The organism is Pseudomonas sp. A014, from assembly GCF_052378495.1.
Taxonomy (GTDB): domain Bacteria; phylum Pseudomonadota; class Gammaproteobacteria; order Pseudomonadales; family Pseudomonadaceae; genus Aquipseudomonas; species Aquipseudomonas machongensis.
This window is the reverse complement of record NZ_CP199001.1, coordinates 2,234,243-2,250,233: the sequence shown is the minus strand read 5'-3', so window position 1 is coordinate 2,250,233 and position 15,991 is coordinate 2,234,243. Positions and strand designations below refer to the sequence as shown.

12 protein-coding genes are annotated in these 15,991 nt (G+C 66.9%); 7 read left to right on the top strand and 5 right to left on the bottom strand.

The features are described 5' to 3' along the window. Positions 1-6: 6 nt before the first annotated feature. From ACTYOL_RS10415 to ACTYOL_RS10400, 4 genes are read right to left on the bottom strand one after another with little or no spacing between them, the layout of a single operon-like run. Positions 7-1,626 (bottom strand): dipeptide ABC transporter ATP-binding protein, encoded by a 1,620-nt coding sequence (locus tag ACTYOL_RS10415; protein WP_444757875.1) that lies wholly within the window; start codon positions 1,624-1,626, stop codon positions 7-9. Further along, positions 1,623-2,471 (bottom strand): ABC transporter permease, encoded by an 849-nt coding sequence (locus ACTYOL_RS10410; protein ID WP_054892732.1) that lies wholly within the window; start codon positions 2,469-2,471, stop codon positions 1,623-1,625. The genes ACTYOL_RS10415 and ACTYOL_RS10410 overlap by 4 nt, the downstream gene beginning before the upstream one ends. Continuing rightward, positions 2,468-3,460, bottom strand: a complete 993-nt coding sequence (locus ACTYOL_RS10405) for an ABC transporter permease (RefSeq protein WP_197891476.1) — start codon at positions 3,458-3,460, stop codon at positions 2,468-2,470. The genes ACTYOL_RS10410 and ACTYOL_RS10405 overlap by 4 nt, the downstream gene beginning before the upstream one ends. Further along, positions 3,457-5,073 carry an ABC transporter substrate-binding protein gene (locus tag ACTYOL_RS10400; protein WP_197891475.1) on the bottom strand — a complete coding sequence of 539 codons (1,617 nt, stop codon included), beginning with the start codon at positions 5,071-5,073 and terminating at the stop codon, positions 3,457-3,459. Before ACTYOL_RS10400 ends, ACTYOL_RS10405 begins: the two co-directional genes overlap by 4 nt. 300 nt (positions 5,074-5,373) lie before the next feature. Between ACTYOL_RS10400 and ACTYOL_RS10395 the strand changes: the two genes are divergently transcribed. Beyond that, on the top strand, positions 5,374-6,738 hold the full coding sequence (locus ACTYOL_RS10395; RefSeq protein WP_444757874.1) for a tetratricopeptide repeat protein: 1,365 nt from the start codon (positions 5,374-5,376) through the stop codon (positions 6,736-6,738). A 52-nt stretch (positions 6,739-6,790) separates the two neighbouring features. On the opposite strand, the gene ACTYOL_RS10390 is transcribed toward ACTYOL_RS10395, so the two are convergent. Continuing rightward, positions 6,791-7,789 (bottom strand): P1 family peptidase, encoded by a 999-nt coding sequence (locus ACTYOL_RS10390; protein ID WP_444757873.1) that lies wholly within the window; start codon positions 7,787-7,789, stop codon positions 6,791-6,793. Positions 7,790-8,151: 362 nt separating this feature from the next. Here ACTYOL_RS10390 and ACTYOL_RS10385 point away from each other — a divergent pair, with 362 nt between their 5' ends. The 6 genes from ACTYOL_RS10385 (at position 8,152) to ACTYOL_RS10360 (ending at position 15,991) form a co-directional block, all read left to right on the top strand. Then, complete coding sequence (locus ACTYOL_RS10385) at positions 8,152-10,587, top strand: TonB-dependent receptor plug domain-containing protein (protein ID WP_054892728.1); 2,436 nt, start codon at positions 8,152-8,154, stop codon at positions 10,585-10,587. A gap of 61 nt (positions 10,588-10,648) precedes the next feature. Continuing rightward, a complete protein-coding gene (locus tag ACTYOL_RS10380) occupies positions 10,649-11,986 on the top strand; it encodes an LLM class flavin-dependent oxidoreductase (protein ID WP_054892727.1) in 1,338 nt (445 codons plus the stop codon). After that, positions 11,983-12,921, top strand: coding sequence for a 5'/3'-nucleotidase SurE (gene surE / locus ACTYOL_RS10375; protein WP_444757872.1), 939 nt, complete (start codon positions 11,983-11,985; stop codon positions 12,919-12,921). The genes ACTYOL_RS10380 and surE overlap by 4 nt, the downstream gene beginning before the upstream one ends. Then, positions 12,918-13,931 carry an LLM class flavin-dependent oxidoreductase gene (locus ACTYOL_RS10370; protein ID WP_200603619.1) on the top strand — a complete coding sequence of 338 codons (1,014 nt, stop codon included), beginning with the start codon at positions 12,918-12,920 and terminating at the stop codon, positions 13,929-13,931. The genes surE and ACTYOL_RS10370 overlap by 4 nt, the downstream gene beginning before the upstream one ends. Next, positions 13,928-14,959, top strand: coding sequence for an LLM class flavin-dependent oxidoreductase (locus tag ACTYOL_RS10365; protein WP_444757871.1), 1,032 nt, complete (start codon positions 13,928-13,930; stop codon positions 14,957-14,959). Before ACTYOL_RS10370 ends, ACTYOL_RS10365 begins: the two co-directional genes overlap by 4 nt. Before the next feature lie 36 nt (positions 14,960-14,995). After that, positions 14,996-15,991: an LLM class flavin-dependent oxidoreductase gene (locus tag ACTYOL_RS10360; protein WP_444757870.1), complete on the top strand. Its 996-nt coding sequence runs from the start codon at positions 14,996-14,998 to the stop codon at positions 15,989-15,991.

Below are 15,991 nucleotides of genomic sequence, written 5' to 3'. Positions count from 1 at the left end.
GCCGGCTCATGGGGTGGCCTCGGCCACTGGCGCCTGCACCGCGAAGTCCTGCAACAGCCTGCGCGTGTAGGGATGCGCTGGCCGTTCGAGCACGTTGCGGGTCGCGCCCTGCTCCACCACTTGGCCAGCCTGCATCACCGCGATGCGGTCGCACAGCCGCGCCGCCACCCGCAGGTCGTGGGTGATGAAGACGATGCTCAGCTTCAGGCGCCGCTGCAGGTCTTCGAGCAGTTCGATGATCTGCACCTGGATCAGCGCATCGAGTGCCGACACACACTCATCGGCAATCAGCACCTTTGGCTCCACCGCCAGCGCCCGGGCAATGCCGATACGCTGGCGCTGACCACCGGAGAATTCATCGGGGTAGCGTGCCAGCGCGGTGGCCGGCAGCCCGACCAGGGCCAACACTTCGCGCGCCTTCTGCGCCGCCTCTGCCTGGCTGCGCCCCTGGGCCAACGGCCCGGTCATCAATTGCGTGCCGATACGCTGGCGTGGATTGAGCGAGGCGAAGGGATCCTGGAAGATCATCTGCACCTGGCCACGCAAAGGCCGTAGCTGCGTCTCGGGCAACCCTGTCACATCACGTCCGTGCCACTGCAGGCTGCCAGCATCGCTGCGCAGCAGGCGCACCAGGCAGCGGCCCAGGGTCGACTTGCCCGAGCCGGACTCGCCGACGATCCCCAGGGTTTCGCCCTCGCCCAATTGCAGGTCGACACCCGCCAACGCCTGGGTCGTGCGTCGGCCCCACCAGCCGATGCGGCGGCTGAAGTGTTTTTCCAGTTGTCGTGCCTGCAACGCCAGCGCCCCTTGCCCCAACGGCGGCCGTGGATGGGCCGGCAGGGCACCGGCGGCAGCGATCAGTTGTCGGGTATAACGCTGCTGCGGCGCGCTCAGCACCTGGGTACAGCTGCCTTGTTCCACCACATGGCCCTGCTGCAGCACCAGCACGCGATCGGCGATGGCCTCGACCACGGCAAAGTCGTGGGTGATGAACAGCATGGCCATGCCGTGCTCGCGCTGGATACGGCGCAGCAGGTCGAGGATCTGCCGTTGCGTGGTCACATCCAGCGCCGAGGTCGGCTCATCGGCGATCAGCAGCTTCGGCGCGAACGCCAGGGCCATGGCAATCACCACTCGCTGGCGCTGCCCGCCAGACAACTCGAAGGGGTAGGCATGACGCAAGCGCGCGGGATCGGGCAGCCCCACATAGCCCAGCAGCTCGATAACCCGCGCGCGACGCTGGGCAGCGTTCTTCATGCCGTGGGCCTGGAGTGTCTCGTCGATCTGTCGGCCCACGCCGAGCAGCGGGTTGAGTGCACTCATCGGCTCCTGGAAGACCATGCTGATGTCGCGCCCGCGCAGCGCGCGCATGGCCGCATCGTCCAGTGTCGCAAGGTCATCGCCGCGCCAGCGCAGCGTGCCCTGCTCCACCTGCACAGGCGTCGGCAGCAGGCGCAGCAGGGCCTTGGCCAGCATCGACTTGCCCGAGCCGGACTCGCCTACCACGCACAGGCACTCGCCTTCGCGCACCTGCAACGACAGGTCGTGAAGCGCATGGCTGCGATCACCGCCTGCTGGCAGTGCGATACGCAGGTGCTCGATATCGAGCAGGATCGGCTGGCTCATGACGACACTCCTGTTCGGCGGGCAGGTTCGAATGCGATACGCAGGCCTTCACCGACGCGGTTGACCGCCAGCACGCTGAGCAGGATCGCCAGCCCCGGCAACAGGCTCATCCACCAGGCCTCGCGCAATACACCACGCGAGGCGTTGATCATGTAGCCCCAGCTCATCGCCTCTGGATCGCCCAGACCGAGAAACGCCAACGCCGCCTCGGTGAGAATCGCCGTGGCCATGACGAAGCTGAGCGTCACCAGCAGCGGCGCCAGGGCATTGGGCAGGATCTGCCGGAACACGATCGCCAGCGGCGACTGCCCCAGCACCCGCGCAGCCTGGACGAACTCACGCTGGCGCAGGCTGAGGAATTCGCTGCGCACCAGGCGCGCCACACCCGGCCAGGCGACCAGGGCGATGGCCAGCACGATGGTGCCCAGCGACGGCTCCAGTACCGCCACCAGGATCACCGCCAGCACCAACTGCGGAATGATCTGGAAGAACTCGGCCACGCGCATCAACAGCGCATCCAGCCAACCGCCGAAGTAACCCGCGAGAGCACCGACCAGCAAGCCGACAAGCAACGTGGCCAGGCTCGCCAGCGCCCCCACCGCCAGTGACACCCGGGCGCCATACAGCAGCCCCGTGGCCAGGTCGCGCCCCAGCAGGTCGCTGCCCAACCAGTGCTGGGCTTGCGTGAAGGGCGCGAGCATCGGCGTGGTGTTCATTTCCCAGGGAGACCCCTGGCCGATCCAGGGTGCCGCCAAGGCCAGCAGCCCCAACAGCAGCAGGAACACCGCGCCAGCCAGTGCCGCGGGTTGCCCGAGAAAACGTTGCCACACGCTTGAATCCCTCATCGTACTGCCCCTCCCGCTGCGATCCGCGGGTCGAGCAGACGGCAGGCCAGGTCAGTGAGCAGGTTGAAGCCGACCACCAGGATCGAGATCAGCAGAAAGCCGCCCAGCAACACGCCGTAGTCGCGCTGGGACAGGGCGTCGTACATCAGTCGGCCGATGCCCGGCCAGGAATACACCACCTCGATCAGCAAGGCGCCGCTTGCCAGTTGCCCCAGTTGCAGCCCGGCGAAGGTCACCACCGGCAGCAGCGCGTTGCGCAGCACATGGGCGAAGACGATGCGCGCCGGATGCAGGCCCTTGGCGCGCGCCGTATAGACATGCTCCTGGCGCAGTGCTTCAAGGGTGGACGCGCGGGTCAGGTGCACGTAGAGGGCGAGGAACAGAAAGCTCAGCGACAGGCATGGCAGCACCAGGTGACGCAGCCGGTCCGCCAGCCAGGGGACGCCATGCAGGTCGCGGGCAACGGTCTGCATGCCGAACGCCGGCAGCCAGTCGAGGTGGACCGAGAACAACAGGATCAGCAGCATCGCCAGCCAGAACGGCGGCGTGGCGAACAACAGCAACGCACCATTGGCGATCAGCCCGTCCAGCCAGGGTCGGCGCTGGCGGTTGAACGCTGCCAGCGCGCCCAGGCCGACCCCGAGCACCGACGAGACGAGAAACGCAGCGCCCATCAGGCTCAGGGTGGCGGGCAGGCGCTCGGCGAGCAGGTCCCACACCGGTGCCTGGTTGCGGTAGGAATAACCCAGGTCCAGGTGCGCCACCTGGCCCAGGTAACGCCACAACTGCTGTGGCAGTGGCTGGTCCAGGCCCATGTCGCTGCGCAGCTTGGCAACGTACTCGACATCGTCGATCCCGGCCTCGCCGGCCATCAGCAATGCCGGGTCGCCAGGCGCCAGGCGCACCAGCAGAAAGCTCAATACCAGCACCCCAAGGATCATCAGCAGCGCACGCCCCAGACGCCCACCGAAAGACCTCAAGCCGCTCATGGCGCCGGGGCGTCCAGGTAGACGCTCTCATAGTCTTCGTTGAGGCTGGTGGCCGTCTGCAGCAGGTTCTTCACCTGGCTGTGGAACAGCGTCGGGTAGCGCATCTCGAAGATCGGCGCGACCGGCAGCTCGTCGTTGAGCAAGTGCTCGAGCTGGCTGTACAGGCGGGTGCGCTCCGCGCCCTCGGGCGTATCGGCGACCTGGTTCCACAAGCGGTCGGCATCGGCATTGCGGTAGCCGCCGACGTTGGCGAAGGGCGACGTCTTGACGATGTAGTCGGAGCGGTACAGGTAGGCATTGACCAGATAGGGATCGCCGATCTGGAAAATGAAATTGTAGGTCAGGTCGAAGTCCCAATCGCTGACACGCTGGAACCAGGTGGCCGCATCGGAGGTCACCACTTGCACCTTGAAGCCCAGCGGCTGCAAGGCCTGACGGGTGTATTCGGCAAGCCGTTCCCAGGCCCCGCCCTTCTCGCCGTTGAGCAGGCGGATCCGCACGGCGCCCACATCCACCCCGGACTCGGCGATCAGCGCCTTGGCCTTGGCAAGGTCGTAGCCGTACTGCGGCAGTTGCGGGTCGTGGTAAGGCGAACTCGAAGCGAAGGCGCCCGGCGCGACCTTGCCGGCACCGAAGAAAATGTTGTCGACGATGAACGGGCGGTTCAAGGCATAGAGGATCGCCTGGCGCACCTTGGGGTTGTCCAGTGGCGCTTTGCGCGTGTTGAACTGCAGGAAGGCCAGGCCCGAATACAGCTCCCAGCCCTGCTCGGAGGCTTGTACCCCCGGTAACGCTGCGAGACGTTTGAGGTCGGCATAGTCGGCATCGCCGCTGCGCAGCACCTGCACGTCATCGCGCTCGAAAGCGGCCGCGCGCGATGAGCCATCGGGGATCACGTGGAAGACGATGGCATCCAGGTGCGGCAGGCCCTTTTTCCAGTAGTCGGGGTTTTTCACCAGCTTGATGTAGGCGCCTCGCTTCCACTCCTGGAACACGAAGGGCCCGGTGCCCACGGGCTTGAGGTTATAAGGGTTGCTGCGAAAGTCGGTGCCGGCATACAGGTGCTCGGGCACCACCGGGCGCAGGCCGCTGCCGAGCAACGAAAGGAACGGAGCGAAAGGCTTCTTCAGGTGAAAGACCACCTGTTGCGGATCACTGGCGTCGATGCTGTCGACGTACTCGGCGAACACGCTGCCGACGCGCTTGTCGACTTCCGGGTAGAAGGTGCCAAAGCTGAACTTCACATCGGCTGCCGTGAAGGGTTGGCCATCATGCCAGTGCACATCGGGTTGCAGCGTGAAGCGGTAGGTCAGGCCATCCGGCGTAACGCTCCAGCTACGCGCCAATACCGGTTGGGGCTTGAGCGTGGTGTCGAAGGTCAACAACCCTTGCAGGATCTTGCCGCTGACGTACTGGGTGGAAACGTGGGTGACCACCCCGTGCATCAGCGACGGCGGCTCAGGTTGGGCGATCAGGTTCAGCACGCCACCGTCGCGCGGCGCGGCATGGACGCTGGCGGCAAGAAGCGCGGCACCGGCCAGCAGGCCCAGGCGTTTCAGGGCAAGACGCAGCGGCCCGGGGTGAGGCGGACGGCGGTGGGCTTGATGGGGCATGCGGACTCCTTGGCGATGATTGCACGGGGCACAGGCCCCTCTGCAGGGCATTTTTGCAAGGGGTGTGCCACTGCGCGCAACGCCTGCCCACGGGCACCGCAGGGGCTCGTGACGCAACTTCACTGATGAAAAATCCACAGCGCGCGGCGTGAGTGTGGAAAAAGCAACAGTGTGCCCGGCGATGCATCGCTTTCCACGGCTGCGTCCAGCCGCGCCGCACCGCGCATGAGGTGCGCGCAAGCCAACTGGCACAGCCCTTGCCCTGCTTGTCAGATCGACAATCCACCGGACACTCGACCCATGTCACAGGACTACCTCGGCAACCCTCTCGATACCGAACACCCCCAGGCCCGCAAGGCACTGGACGATTTCATCGGTGGCTTTCTCGGCTACCACCCGCGCGCCGAAGCCATCCTCGCCAGCGCCGAGCGCCACCCCGAATCAGCGCTGAGCAATGCCCTGGCCGGCATCCTGCTGATGTTCAGCGAATCGCCCGAAGGCCCGGCCCTCGCCGAGCGCTATCGGCAGGTCGCCGCTCGGGTGAACGCACCGCATCCGCGGGCGGCGTTGTACCTGGCGCTGCTGCAGGCCTGGATGGACGAGGACCTGGACCAGGTGCTGCAGCTCAGCGAAACCCTGCTCGAGCACTACCCACGCGACCTGTTCGCCGCCAAGCTCAACCAGTATGTGCAGTTCAATCGCGGCAACTGGCCGGCCTTGCTGCGCATCGCGCTCAAGGCGGTCGATGGCTGCGGGGATGTCGCCCAGAGCCACGGCATGCTGGCCTTCGCCTACGAGCAGTGTCATTTGCTCGAGGAAGCCGAGGCCAGCGCACGCCAGGCCCTGGCACTGCAGCACGACGAACCCTGGGCGCAGCATGCGCTGGCCCATGTGATGCTGACCCAGGGGCGAATCGAGGAAGGTATCGCCTTTCTTGAGCGCGTCAGCCCACATTGGCAAGTGCTCAATTCGTTCATGTACACCCACAACTGGTGGCACCTGGCGCTGTTCTACCTCGGGCGTGGCGACCAGGCGCGGGTGCTGGAGATCTATGACCGGCATGTGTGGGGTGTGCTGCCCGCCTACTCGCAGGACCAGGTCGGCGCCGTGTCGTTGCTGGCCCGGCTGGAACTGGCGGGCGTCGACGTGGGCGAGCGCTGGCAAGCGTTGGCGCCCTACCTGCAACAGCGCCACGACGACACGGTGCAGCCGTTTCTGAGTGTCCAGTACCTGTATGGGCTGGCGCGCGCCGACAAGCCCGAGGCACAAAGGCTGCTGCAGGCACTGCGCGAACGCGCACGCGAGGCACCGCCGTTCAGCCGGGCGGTCTGGGCCGAGGTGACAGTGCCGCTGGCCGAGGGTTTGCTGGCCCATGCCCGTGGCGAACATACGCTGGCGTTGGCGCGGCTTGGCGTGGCCCTGCCACGGCTGAACGAGATTGGTGGGAGCCATGCCCAGCGGGATCTGTTTGCCCAGATCGAGCTGGACGCGCGGCTGGGGGCGCAGGATTGGGCCGGGGCGCAGCAGGTGCTGGAACTGCGACGGCGCTACGACGGGCTGGACGTACCGACCAATCGAGCGCTGGCGCGGGTGTATCGAGCCTTGGGGTTGCCAGGGCTGGCGCAGGCTGCGGTGGCGCGCGTCGAGGAGGTGCTCGGGCGCTAGCCGGGCGACGGCAAGCATGCTCCCCGAACACCGGCAACGCCGGTGTCTGCCTCTACCGCGCGCGCCGCGCCTCGTACACCCCCCGGGCGATTGCGCGGGCCACGCAACTGGCCGCCGCCGCGCCGATGCGGCCGACATCCACCTGCCGCCGCGCCCCACTGCTCAATTCGACCTCGCCGCTGGCCAGGGCGAACACGGTGTCGCCATCGAATGGCAGGTGCGCCGGACGCACCGCCATGGCAATGCCATCCTGCCCCATGATCGCCACACGCTTGCACTCGGCAGTGCTCATCCGTGCAGTGCTCGCGATCACCACCAGCGTGGTATTCGCCCCAGCCTGAAGACGCCCCATCGAGTCCAACCGTGACAGTTCGGGCATCGGGTCGCTGCAATCCTGATCAGCGCGAGGGCGAACACCACCGGCCTCGCCATCGATTTCCCACGGCCAGGCCCAGAAGGTATCGCCATCGGGCATGTACACCGAACCGATAGGGTTCGCTACCACCAGCGCCGCGACCATCACGCCATCGCCCAGGTCCAGCGATGCCGAACCCAGGCCACCCTGGAGCACACCTGCCATCGCGCCACGCCCGGCGCCCGCCGCGCCAAGGGCGAAATCGGCGGTGCAGTTGCCCAACGCCTCGATCCCCAGCCGCCGGTAAGGCGGCTCCATCCCCCAGCGCTTGTCGCCGCCATTGGCCAGGTCATGCAGCACAGCGGCTGGCACGATGGGAATGGCCGGTGCGCCGGCCTTCAGATGCAAGCCCACACCCTGCGCAGACAAAGCGGCAGCCACCCCGTCCGCCGCGCCCAGCCCGAACACCGAGCCGCCGGCAAACACCAGGGCATGCAACTGCCCCACCATGTTTTCCGGTTCCAGCGCCGCGGTTTCACGCCCACCCGGGCCGCCACCCCGAATATCGACGCTCGCCGTCCATGGGCGTTCGGTACGAATCACCGTGACGCCAGTGGCGACACGCTCATCGAGGGCGTGGCCGACCAGCAGGCCAGGGATGTCGGTGAGCAAGTTGCGCGGTCCGGGGCGTGGCATCGAATGAATTCCTTGAAAGAGGGTTCGTGCCCCGGAGCAAGTGGTGTGCCAATGCCGGCGGTGCTGCCTGGCGTCCCATGGCAAGGACGACGTCACTGCGCAAAAACCAACACCTTGGCCAGACACTGCTACAAAAACACCAGTCCACGCCTCGCCCTGATCTCAAACCCTTGTCCAGAAAGGCCTTTTCAGCCTGGCACAGCCCTTGCTCCAGGCTCCGCCACCAGAGCTTGAGACCGGAGCCACGCGCAGTCGGCAACAAGCCGCCTCTGATCTTTTCGCGACGCAGAGACGTCGCCTTACTCGACAAGGTTGGCCACCCAGCAGGGCGCGAACCGGGGAACACACTGGAGCCTTCGTACATGACTTCTTCACGCCTTACCGGTTTGCGCCGGCCGCGCAAGACCTTCGCCCACAGCCTGCTGTTCCTCGCCCTGTGCGAGGCCGCTGGCGCCGGCAGCCCATTGCTGGCCGCCGAGAGCAAGAGCGACAACCCGCTGGACACCGTGGTGGTGGTCGGCAACCGCGGCCAGGCGCGCACCCTGGCCGAAAGCCCGGCACCGGTGGATGTCATCTCGTCCAAGCAACTGCTGGCCACCGGGCAGCCTGACCTGACCCGCGCCCTGAGCCGCGTGCTGCCCTCGCTCAACCAGCCTGCATCGTCCGGCTTCGGCTCCACCTCGGTGGTGCGCCCCATCAGCCTGCGTGGCCTGAACGGCGACCAGGTGCTGGTGCTGGTCAACGGCAAGCGTCGCCACAACAGCGCCTTGCTCAATAACGGGACCTACCTCAACTCTGGCTCGCAGCCGGTCGATCTCGACATGATCCCCACCGCCCTGGTCGACCACGTCGAAATCCTGCGCGACGGTGCCTCGGCGCAATACGGGTCGGACGCTATCGGTGGCGTGGTCAACATCGTGCTCAAGCAGACCGACCACGGCGGCAGCCTGAGCACCAGCTATGGTCAGAACTACGAGAACGGTGACGGCGAAACCGTACGCCAGACCGGCAACGTCGGCCTGGCCCTGCCCAACGACGGCTTCATCAACCTGGGCGTGGACATCAAGCACCAGAAGATTTCCGACCGTTCCGACAATGCGCCCTACACCGACAGCGCCGGCAACACCAGCCTGCAGCACACCTACTACGGCACGGGGTTGCCCGAAGCGCGCAACTTCAGCCTGGGCTACAACGCCGAACTCCCCGTGAGCGATGCGCTGACGCTGTACTCGTTCTCCACCTACACCCGGCGCAACTCGGAAAAGCCCCTGGCCTTCCACCAGCCATCGACCTTCGACGGCATCGCCACGCCCTTCCCCGAAGGCATCGAAGACACCCTGCGCTTCATCGAAAACGACTTCCAGGTGGCCTTCGGCGGCAAGGGCAACGTCGCCGGCTGGGACTACGACCTGTCGAGCACCTACGGCCAGGACCACGCCGAAGCGACCCTGCGCCATACCTACAACCTGAGCTACGGCCTCGACTCGCCCACCTCGGTGGACACTGGCGTGAAGACCTTCAGCCAGTGGACCAACAACCTCGACCTGACCCGCGCCTTCGACCTCGGCCTGGCCAAGCCGACGCAGATTTCCTGGGGGCTTGAACAGCGCTACGAGAACTACAAGATCGGCAAGGGCGACTACGCCTCCTACGCCAGCGGCCCGTTCACCACCGGCGCCAGTGGCAACCCGATCGCACCGGGCACCATTTCCGGTGCTGGCACCACACCCGCCGACGCCGCCGAAAAAGGCCGCACCAGCCTGGCCGGCTACGGCGAGATCGGCCAGGACCTGACCGACAAATGGCATGTCGATCTGGCGGGGCGCTACGAGCACTACAACGACGGTTCAGGCACCACCACCAACGGCAAGTTCGCCACCCGCTACCAGCTGACGCCGATTCTCGCTGTGCGCGGCAGTTTCAGCACCGGTTTCCGCGCGCCCTCGCTGGCCCAGCAGATCTACAGCTCGACTTCGCAGAGCAACGTCAACGGCAACCTGTTCGACTACCGCAACGTAGCGGTCGATTCGGCCGTGGCCAAGGCGCTGGGGGCCAGCACCCTCAAGCCCGAGAAATCCACGAACTTCGGCCTGGGCCTGACCCTGCAGCCGACCGATGCCACCAGCATCACCCTCGATGCCTACCAGATCAAGATCAAGGACCGCATCGCCCAGACCGGCTACCTTGGCGGCACCCCGCAGATCACCGCGATCCTCGCCGCGGCCGGGCTGCCCACCAACCAGTCGGTGACCTACTTCACCAACGCCCTGGACACCACTACCCGCGGCATCGACCTGGTCGGCGACTACCGTCAGGCGCTGGGCGCCTACGGCAGTGTGCGCTACACCCTGGGCTTCAACTGGAACACCACCGAGATCGACGATATCCACGCCTCGCCGGTGGCCCAGCAGGCCCTCGGGCCTACCGGTGGCTATGACCGTCAGCGTCAGGGCAACCTCAAGCACGGCCTGCCCGAATCCAAGCTGCTGCTGGGCGCCACCTGGACCATCGATAAGTTCGAGATCGGCCTGAACCTGACCCGCTACGGCGAGTACACCCAGTACGGGACTACCGAAGCCTTCGACCGCACCTTCTCGCCGACCTGGATCACCGACCTGAACCTGGACTATCACCTCACCTCCAGCCTGACCCTGACCGCAGGCGCCAACAACCTGTTCAACGTCTACCCGGAACGTACCCACCTGCCCAGCAGCTCCGGCGCCTTCCCCTATGGCAACTTCTCGCCCTATGGCACCACCGGCGGCTACTGGTACACCGGCCTGACCTACAACTTCTGACCCACCGCCCTGTCGCCCCGCAGGCGGCAGGGCCCTGCCGAACGCTTGCACGGAGGCTGTCATGACCCGTCGCACCGACCAGCTCAAGCTGGGCGCATTTCTCGCCAACAGCGGTCACCATGTGGCCGCCTGGCGCCACCCCCTGGCCCAGGCCGACGCCAGCCAGGACTTCGAACATTTCAAGGCCATCGCCCGCAGCGCCGAACGGGGCAAGTTCGATGCACTGTTCATTGCCGATGTGGTGGCGCTCTGGGGCCATCACCTCGATGCCCTGAGCCGCACCGCGCGTGCCGAGCACTTCGAGCCGCTGACGTTGATGTCGGCACTGGCGGCGGTCACCGAGCGCATCGGCCTGATCGCCACCGCCACGACCAGCTACAACGAGCCGTACCATATCGCCCGCAAGTTCGCCTCCCTCGATCACCTGTCCAAGGGGCGCGCCGCCTGGAACCTGGTGACTTCGGTGGTTGCCGACGAGGCCTGGAACTTCGGCCGCGAGCAGCACATCGACCACACTGACCGCTACCAGCGCGCCGAAGAGTTCCATGACGTGGTCAAGGGCCTGTGGGACAGTTGGGACGACGATGCCTTCGTCCGCGACAAGGCCAGCGGCCGCTACTTCGACCCGGACAAGCTGCACACCCTGAACCACAAGGGCGCGCACTTCTCGGTGCGTGGCCCACTGAACGTGGCTCGCCCACCCCAGGGGCACCCGGTCCTGGTGCAGGCCGGCGCCTCGGAAGCCGGCAAGGCCCTGGCGGCGCGGGTGGCCGAAGTGATCTTCGCCGCACACCACGAGTTGCCCGCCGCCCAGGCCTTCTACCAGGACATCAAGCAGCGTGCTGCAGCTTTGGGCCGCGATCCCGAGCACATCAAGATCCTGCCTGGCGTCACCCCTTTCATCGCCGATACCCGCGAACAGGCCCAGCAGTTGTTCGAACAGTTCCAGGCCCTGATCGACCCGGTGCTGGGCCTGCGCCTGCTGGCCGACACCCTGGGTGAAGACATCGACCTCTCCGGCCACGACCTCGACGGCCCGTTGCCCGACACCCCGCCCGGCCAGCGCGGCAGCCGCCGCGACCAGGTGCTGCAACTGGCCCGGCGCGACAATCTCAGCATCCGCCAGCTGTACCTGCGCCTGGCTGGTGGCAACCCGGTGATCGGCACGCCGAGCGATATCGCCGACAGCTTCGAGCAGTGGTTCCAGGCCCGCGCCTGCGACGGTTTCAATGTGTTCTTCCCCTACTTTCCCGGCGCCATCGACACCTTCGTCGACCAGGTGATCCCGGTGCTGCAGCAACGCGGACTGTTCCGCCTCGACTATGCCGGCAGCACCCTGCGCGAACACCTGGGCCTGCCGCGCCCGGCCAACCGCTTCAGCACGCGGGCCCCGGCATGAAGGCCCTGGCCGGCCTGGTGCTGGCGGCGGGCGTGATCAGTGCATCGCCTGCCCTGGCCCTGAATATCCTGCTGAGCAACGACGACGGCTACCAGCATCCGAACATCCGCGCGCTGTACAGCGCCCTCAAGGCCGCCGGACACACCGTGCGCATCGCCGCTCCCAAGAGCGAGCAAAGTGCGCGCGGCGGTGCCTTCTACTACGGACGCGAAGTCAGTATCGGGCGCGACGACGACCCCGCCTACCCCAACAGCTACTTTCTCGCCACCCACGAGCAAGGCCCCTGCACCAGCCCGATCTGTGCCGGCCAGAGCGTCAGCATCGAGATCAGCGCAACACCGGTGATGGCCGTGCTCATGGGTCTGAAGAAGGTCATGCCCGACCCGGACTTGGTGATCGTCGGCCCCAACCCCGGCAACAATGTCGGCGCGATCAACCTCGCCTCGGGCACCTTCAACGCCGCCAGTGCGGCGCTGCAGACCGGCGTGCCGACCCTGGCGGTAAGTACCGACCTCAAGGATCACGACCCTCAGCGCACCGCACGCTTCGTGCAGCGCCTGGTGCAGGCGCTGGAGCAACAGCGCCCGGCCGACGGCAAGCTGCTGCCCGCTGGCATCGGCCTCAACATCAATCTGCCCGCCGGCAGCGAGGTCAAGGGCATTCGCCTGACTCGCATCGGCCGCTACGTGGGTTTCGACACGCAATACACCGACGACCTGGGCAGTTTCGGCGCAGCGCTTTCCGGCAAACCCGGCATCGGCTTTTCCCGCAGTGCACCTGCCAGCGACACCGAGCAGGACGACGAAGCCGTGTGGCTGGCCAAAGGTTACCTGACCATCAGCCCCTTCAGCGGCCTGCTGCAGTCACCTGCCGCCACACCCGCCCTGCAACGGCTCAGCGCCCTGCCCGCCCCCGACCGAGGACAGACACCATGAGCGGTGGTTTTTCACTGGGTTTTCTCACCCGCGTCTACCAGCCGCAGTTCGACGCCAAGGTCTACCGCGAGACCCTGGAGCTGTTTCGCGTTGCCGAAGAGCTCGGCTTCGACAGTGGCTGGGTGGCCCAGCACCATTTCGCCAGCGAACAGGGGCGCCTGCCCTCTCCGCTGGTGCTGCTGTCGGCCATCGCCCAGCGCACCCGGAGAATCCGGCTGGGCACGGCGATCATCGTCCTGCCCCAGGAGCCGCCGCTGCGCCTGGCCGAAGATGCCGCCGTACTCGACCTGCTGGCCGACGGGCGCGTGGAATTGGGCCTGGGTGCCGGCTTTGACCCAGACACGTTCAGCGCCTTCGGGCTGAACCCCGAGCAGCGCCACGGGCGCTACGAAGACCACCTGCAACGCTTGCACGATGCCCTCGGCAACGCCGCGCTCAACGACCAAGGGCTGCAACTGCGTCCTGCGGCTCGCGGGCTTGGCCAGCGCCTGTGGGAGGCCACTTCACGGGTGGAGCAGGTGGCCGCACGTGGCAACGGCCTGATCATGGCGCCCAACCCGCACCTGCCGGTCGAGGCCGGCGTGGAGCTGGTGCAGCGCTATCGCCAGGGCTGGCGCAGTGATCACCTCACAGCGCCGCGCGTGGTGCGGGTGCAAGCGGTGTTCCCAGAGGGTGGCGACGACACCGCGCTGCGCCAGGACATCCAGGCCTATGTGCGCCGCCAGCAGGCCATCGGTGTGCTCGACGCCTCCCTGGGCGGCGATCTGGGTGCAGTGCTCGAACGCCTCGGCGTGCTGCATGGCAGCTCGACGCAGATCGTCGAGGGGCTGCGCCGTGGCCCACAGCTGGGTGTGCACGACCAACTGGTGGTGCAGGTGCAGACCACCAGTACACCGCTGCGCGAAGCGATCCGGGCCCTGGAAATCCTGCGCCAGCACATCGCACCGGCGCTCGGCTGGCGCCCTGGCGTCGCCATTAACCGACCTCTCGTGGAGCCCGTGCAAGCATGACCTTATCCCCGCAAAAACCCTTCAAGCTGGGCTTTCTCAGCCACGCCTTCGGCGAGGACCCACGGCAGGCCTATCGTGACCTGCTGGAGCAATTCGAAGTGGCCGAGGCCCTGGGCTTCGACGGCGGCTGGATCGCCCAGCACCACCTGAGCAGCGGCTTCGGGCAACTGCCTTCGCCCCTGGTGTTGCTGGCCGCGGTAGCCGAGCGCACGCGACAGATCGAGCTGGGCACCGGCGTCATCGTGCTGCCCTTCGAAGACCCGATCCGCCTGGCCGAAGACGCCAGCGTGCTGGACAGCCTCAGCGGCCAGCGGGTGCAACTGGGGCTGGGCAGCGGCGGCGCCAACCTCGACAACTTCACCGCCTTCGGGCTGGATCCAGCACAACGCCAGGCGCACTTCGAAGCCCAGCAACAGCAGTTGCAGCAACTGCTCGAAGGCGCGACCCTGCACGCCGACCTAAGCCTGCAACCGCCCGCCTGCGGCTTGCGCCAGCGCCTCTGGCACTCCCACGGCAGCGTCGCGGGTGCCGCGTATGCCGCCCGGCAAGGCAACGGCCTGCTGCTCGGCACCGCCACCCACGACCCGCTGACCGTGCAGAAACCCCTGGCCGACGCCTACCTGCATGCCTGGCGCGATACAACCCGAGCGCCACGTATCGGCGTGGTCCGTGCGGTGTTTCCCGCACACGACCGGGCCAGTGCCCAGGCGGAACTGGCCATCGACATCGAACGGCATGTACCGCGCCTGCGCCGTGAGGGGTTGATCGACGAGGCGCTGGACCTGGACGCGCACCTGCGCCTGATGAACGTGCACCACGGTGCCCCCGACGACATCGTCCACAGCCTGTGCCAGGACCCGGCGCTGCTGGGCTACGTCGACTACCTGATCGTGGTCACCCAGGCCGAAAGCTCGACCCAGGCCCAGGTGCTCGAACGCCTGCGCATCATCGCCGAAGACATCGCACCCGCGCTCGGCTGGCGAGCGAAGCACGGGCTGGCTACTCAGCCGCAGGCGACGGTGGGATGATGGTGACCTCTTTCTGCCGCCCGACGGAGCGTGGTCATGGCCCTTGAATTCAGCTGGCAACTGCCGCTCTGCGGCCCGGCTGCGGCGCACGGCGGCGTGACAGGCCCTGGGCACTGGATTCAACTGGCCCAGGCGGTCGAATATGCCGGGCTCGATGGCCTGTGGATTCCCGGTGGCGCGCAGTGCCTCGACAGCCTGGGCATAGCCGCAGCGCTGTGTGCACACACCCGCCATGTGCGCTTGACCGTCAGCATACCGCCGCAAGTGATGCTGCCAGCAGCGCTGGCCAGTACAGTGCAGAGCCTGCAGTCGATCAGCGCCAACCGCGTGCGCCTGCACCTGCCAGACGGCGAACAGAACAGCCTGCGCCAGGCGTTCGGCGACTGGCTCAACCGCGACCAGCGCAACGAGCGTATTGGCGAATACCTGGAAATCCTCGGGCGCCTGCTGCGCGGCAGCGACCCGGGCTTCACCTACAACGGTCGCTATTTTCAGCTGGAGAACGCAGGCTTCGCCTGGCGCGACCTGCCCGCACCGCCCATCGTCCTCGACGACAGCCAAAGCCCTGCGCTGATCGCCAGCCACGCCCAGGCCTGCCTGCTGCGCCCGGCGCCACCCGCCTGGCTGCGCCAGGCCATTGCCCGACAGCGCAACGCCAGCCCCGAACCGGCGTTGGCACCGACGTTCGCCTGCACCCTCGGCCTGATACTCGCCGACACCGAGGCGCAAGCCTGGGAAGCCGCCGCCCGCCAACTGCCTGCACCACCCGCCGACCGCGCTGACAGCGTGACGCGGTTGCAACGCGATGGCCACCCGCTACGCCGCTTCGAGGTGCACCCCAACCTGCTGCAGCAGGCCCCCGATCAACCGCTGTACCTGGTCGGCACCGCGCAGCAACTCGCCACCCGCCTGCAAGAGCTGCACGGCGTAGGGATCGAGCATATCGTCATCCAGGGCCAGCCGACGGTCAGCGAGGTGCTGCGCTTCGGCGAGCAAGTCCTGCCCCTGCTGACCCGCAAGGAGAGCGTCTGA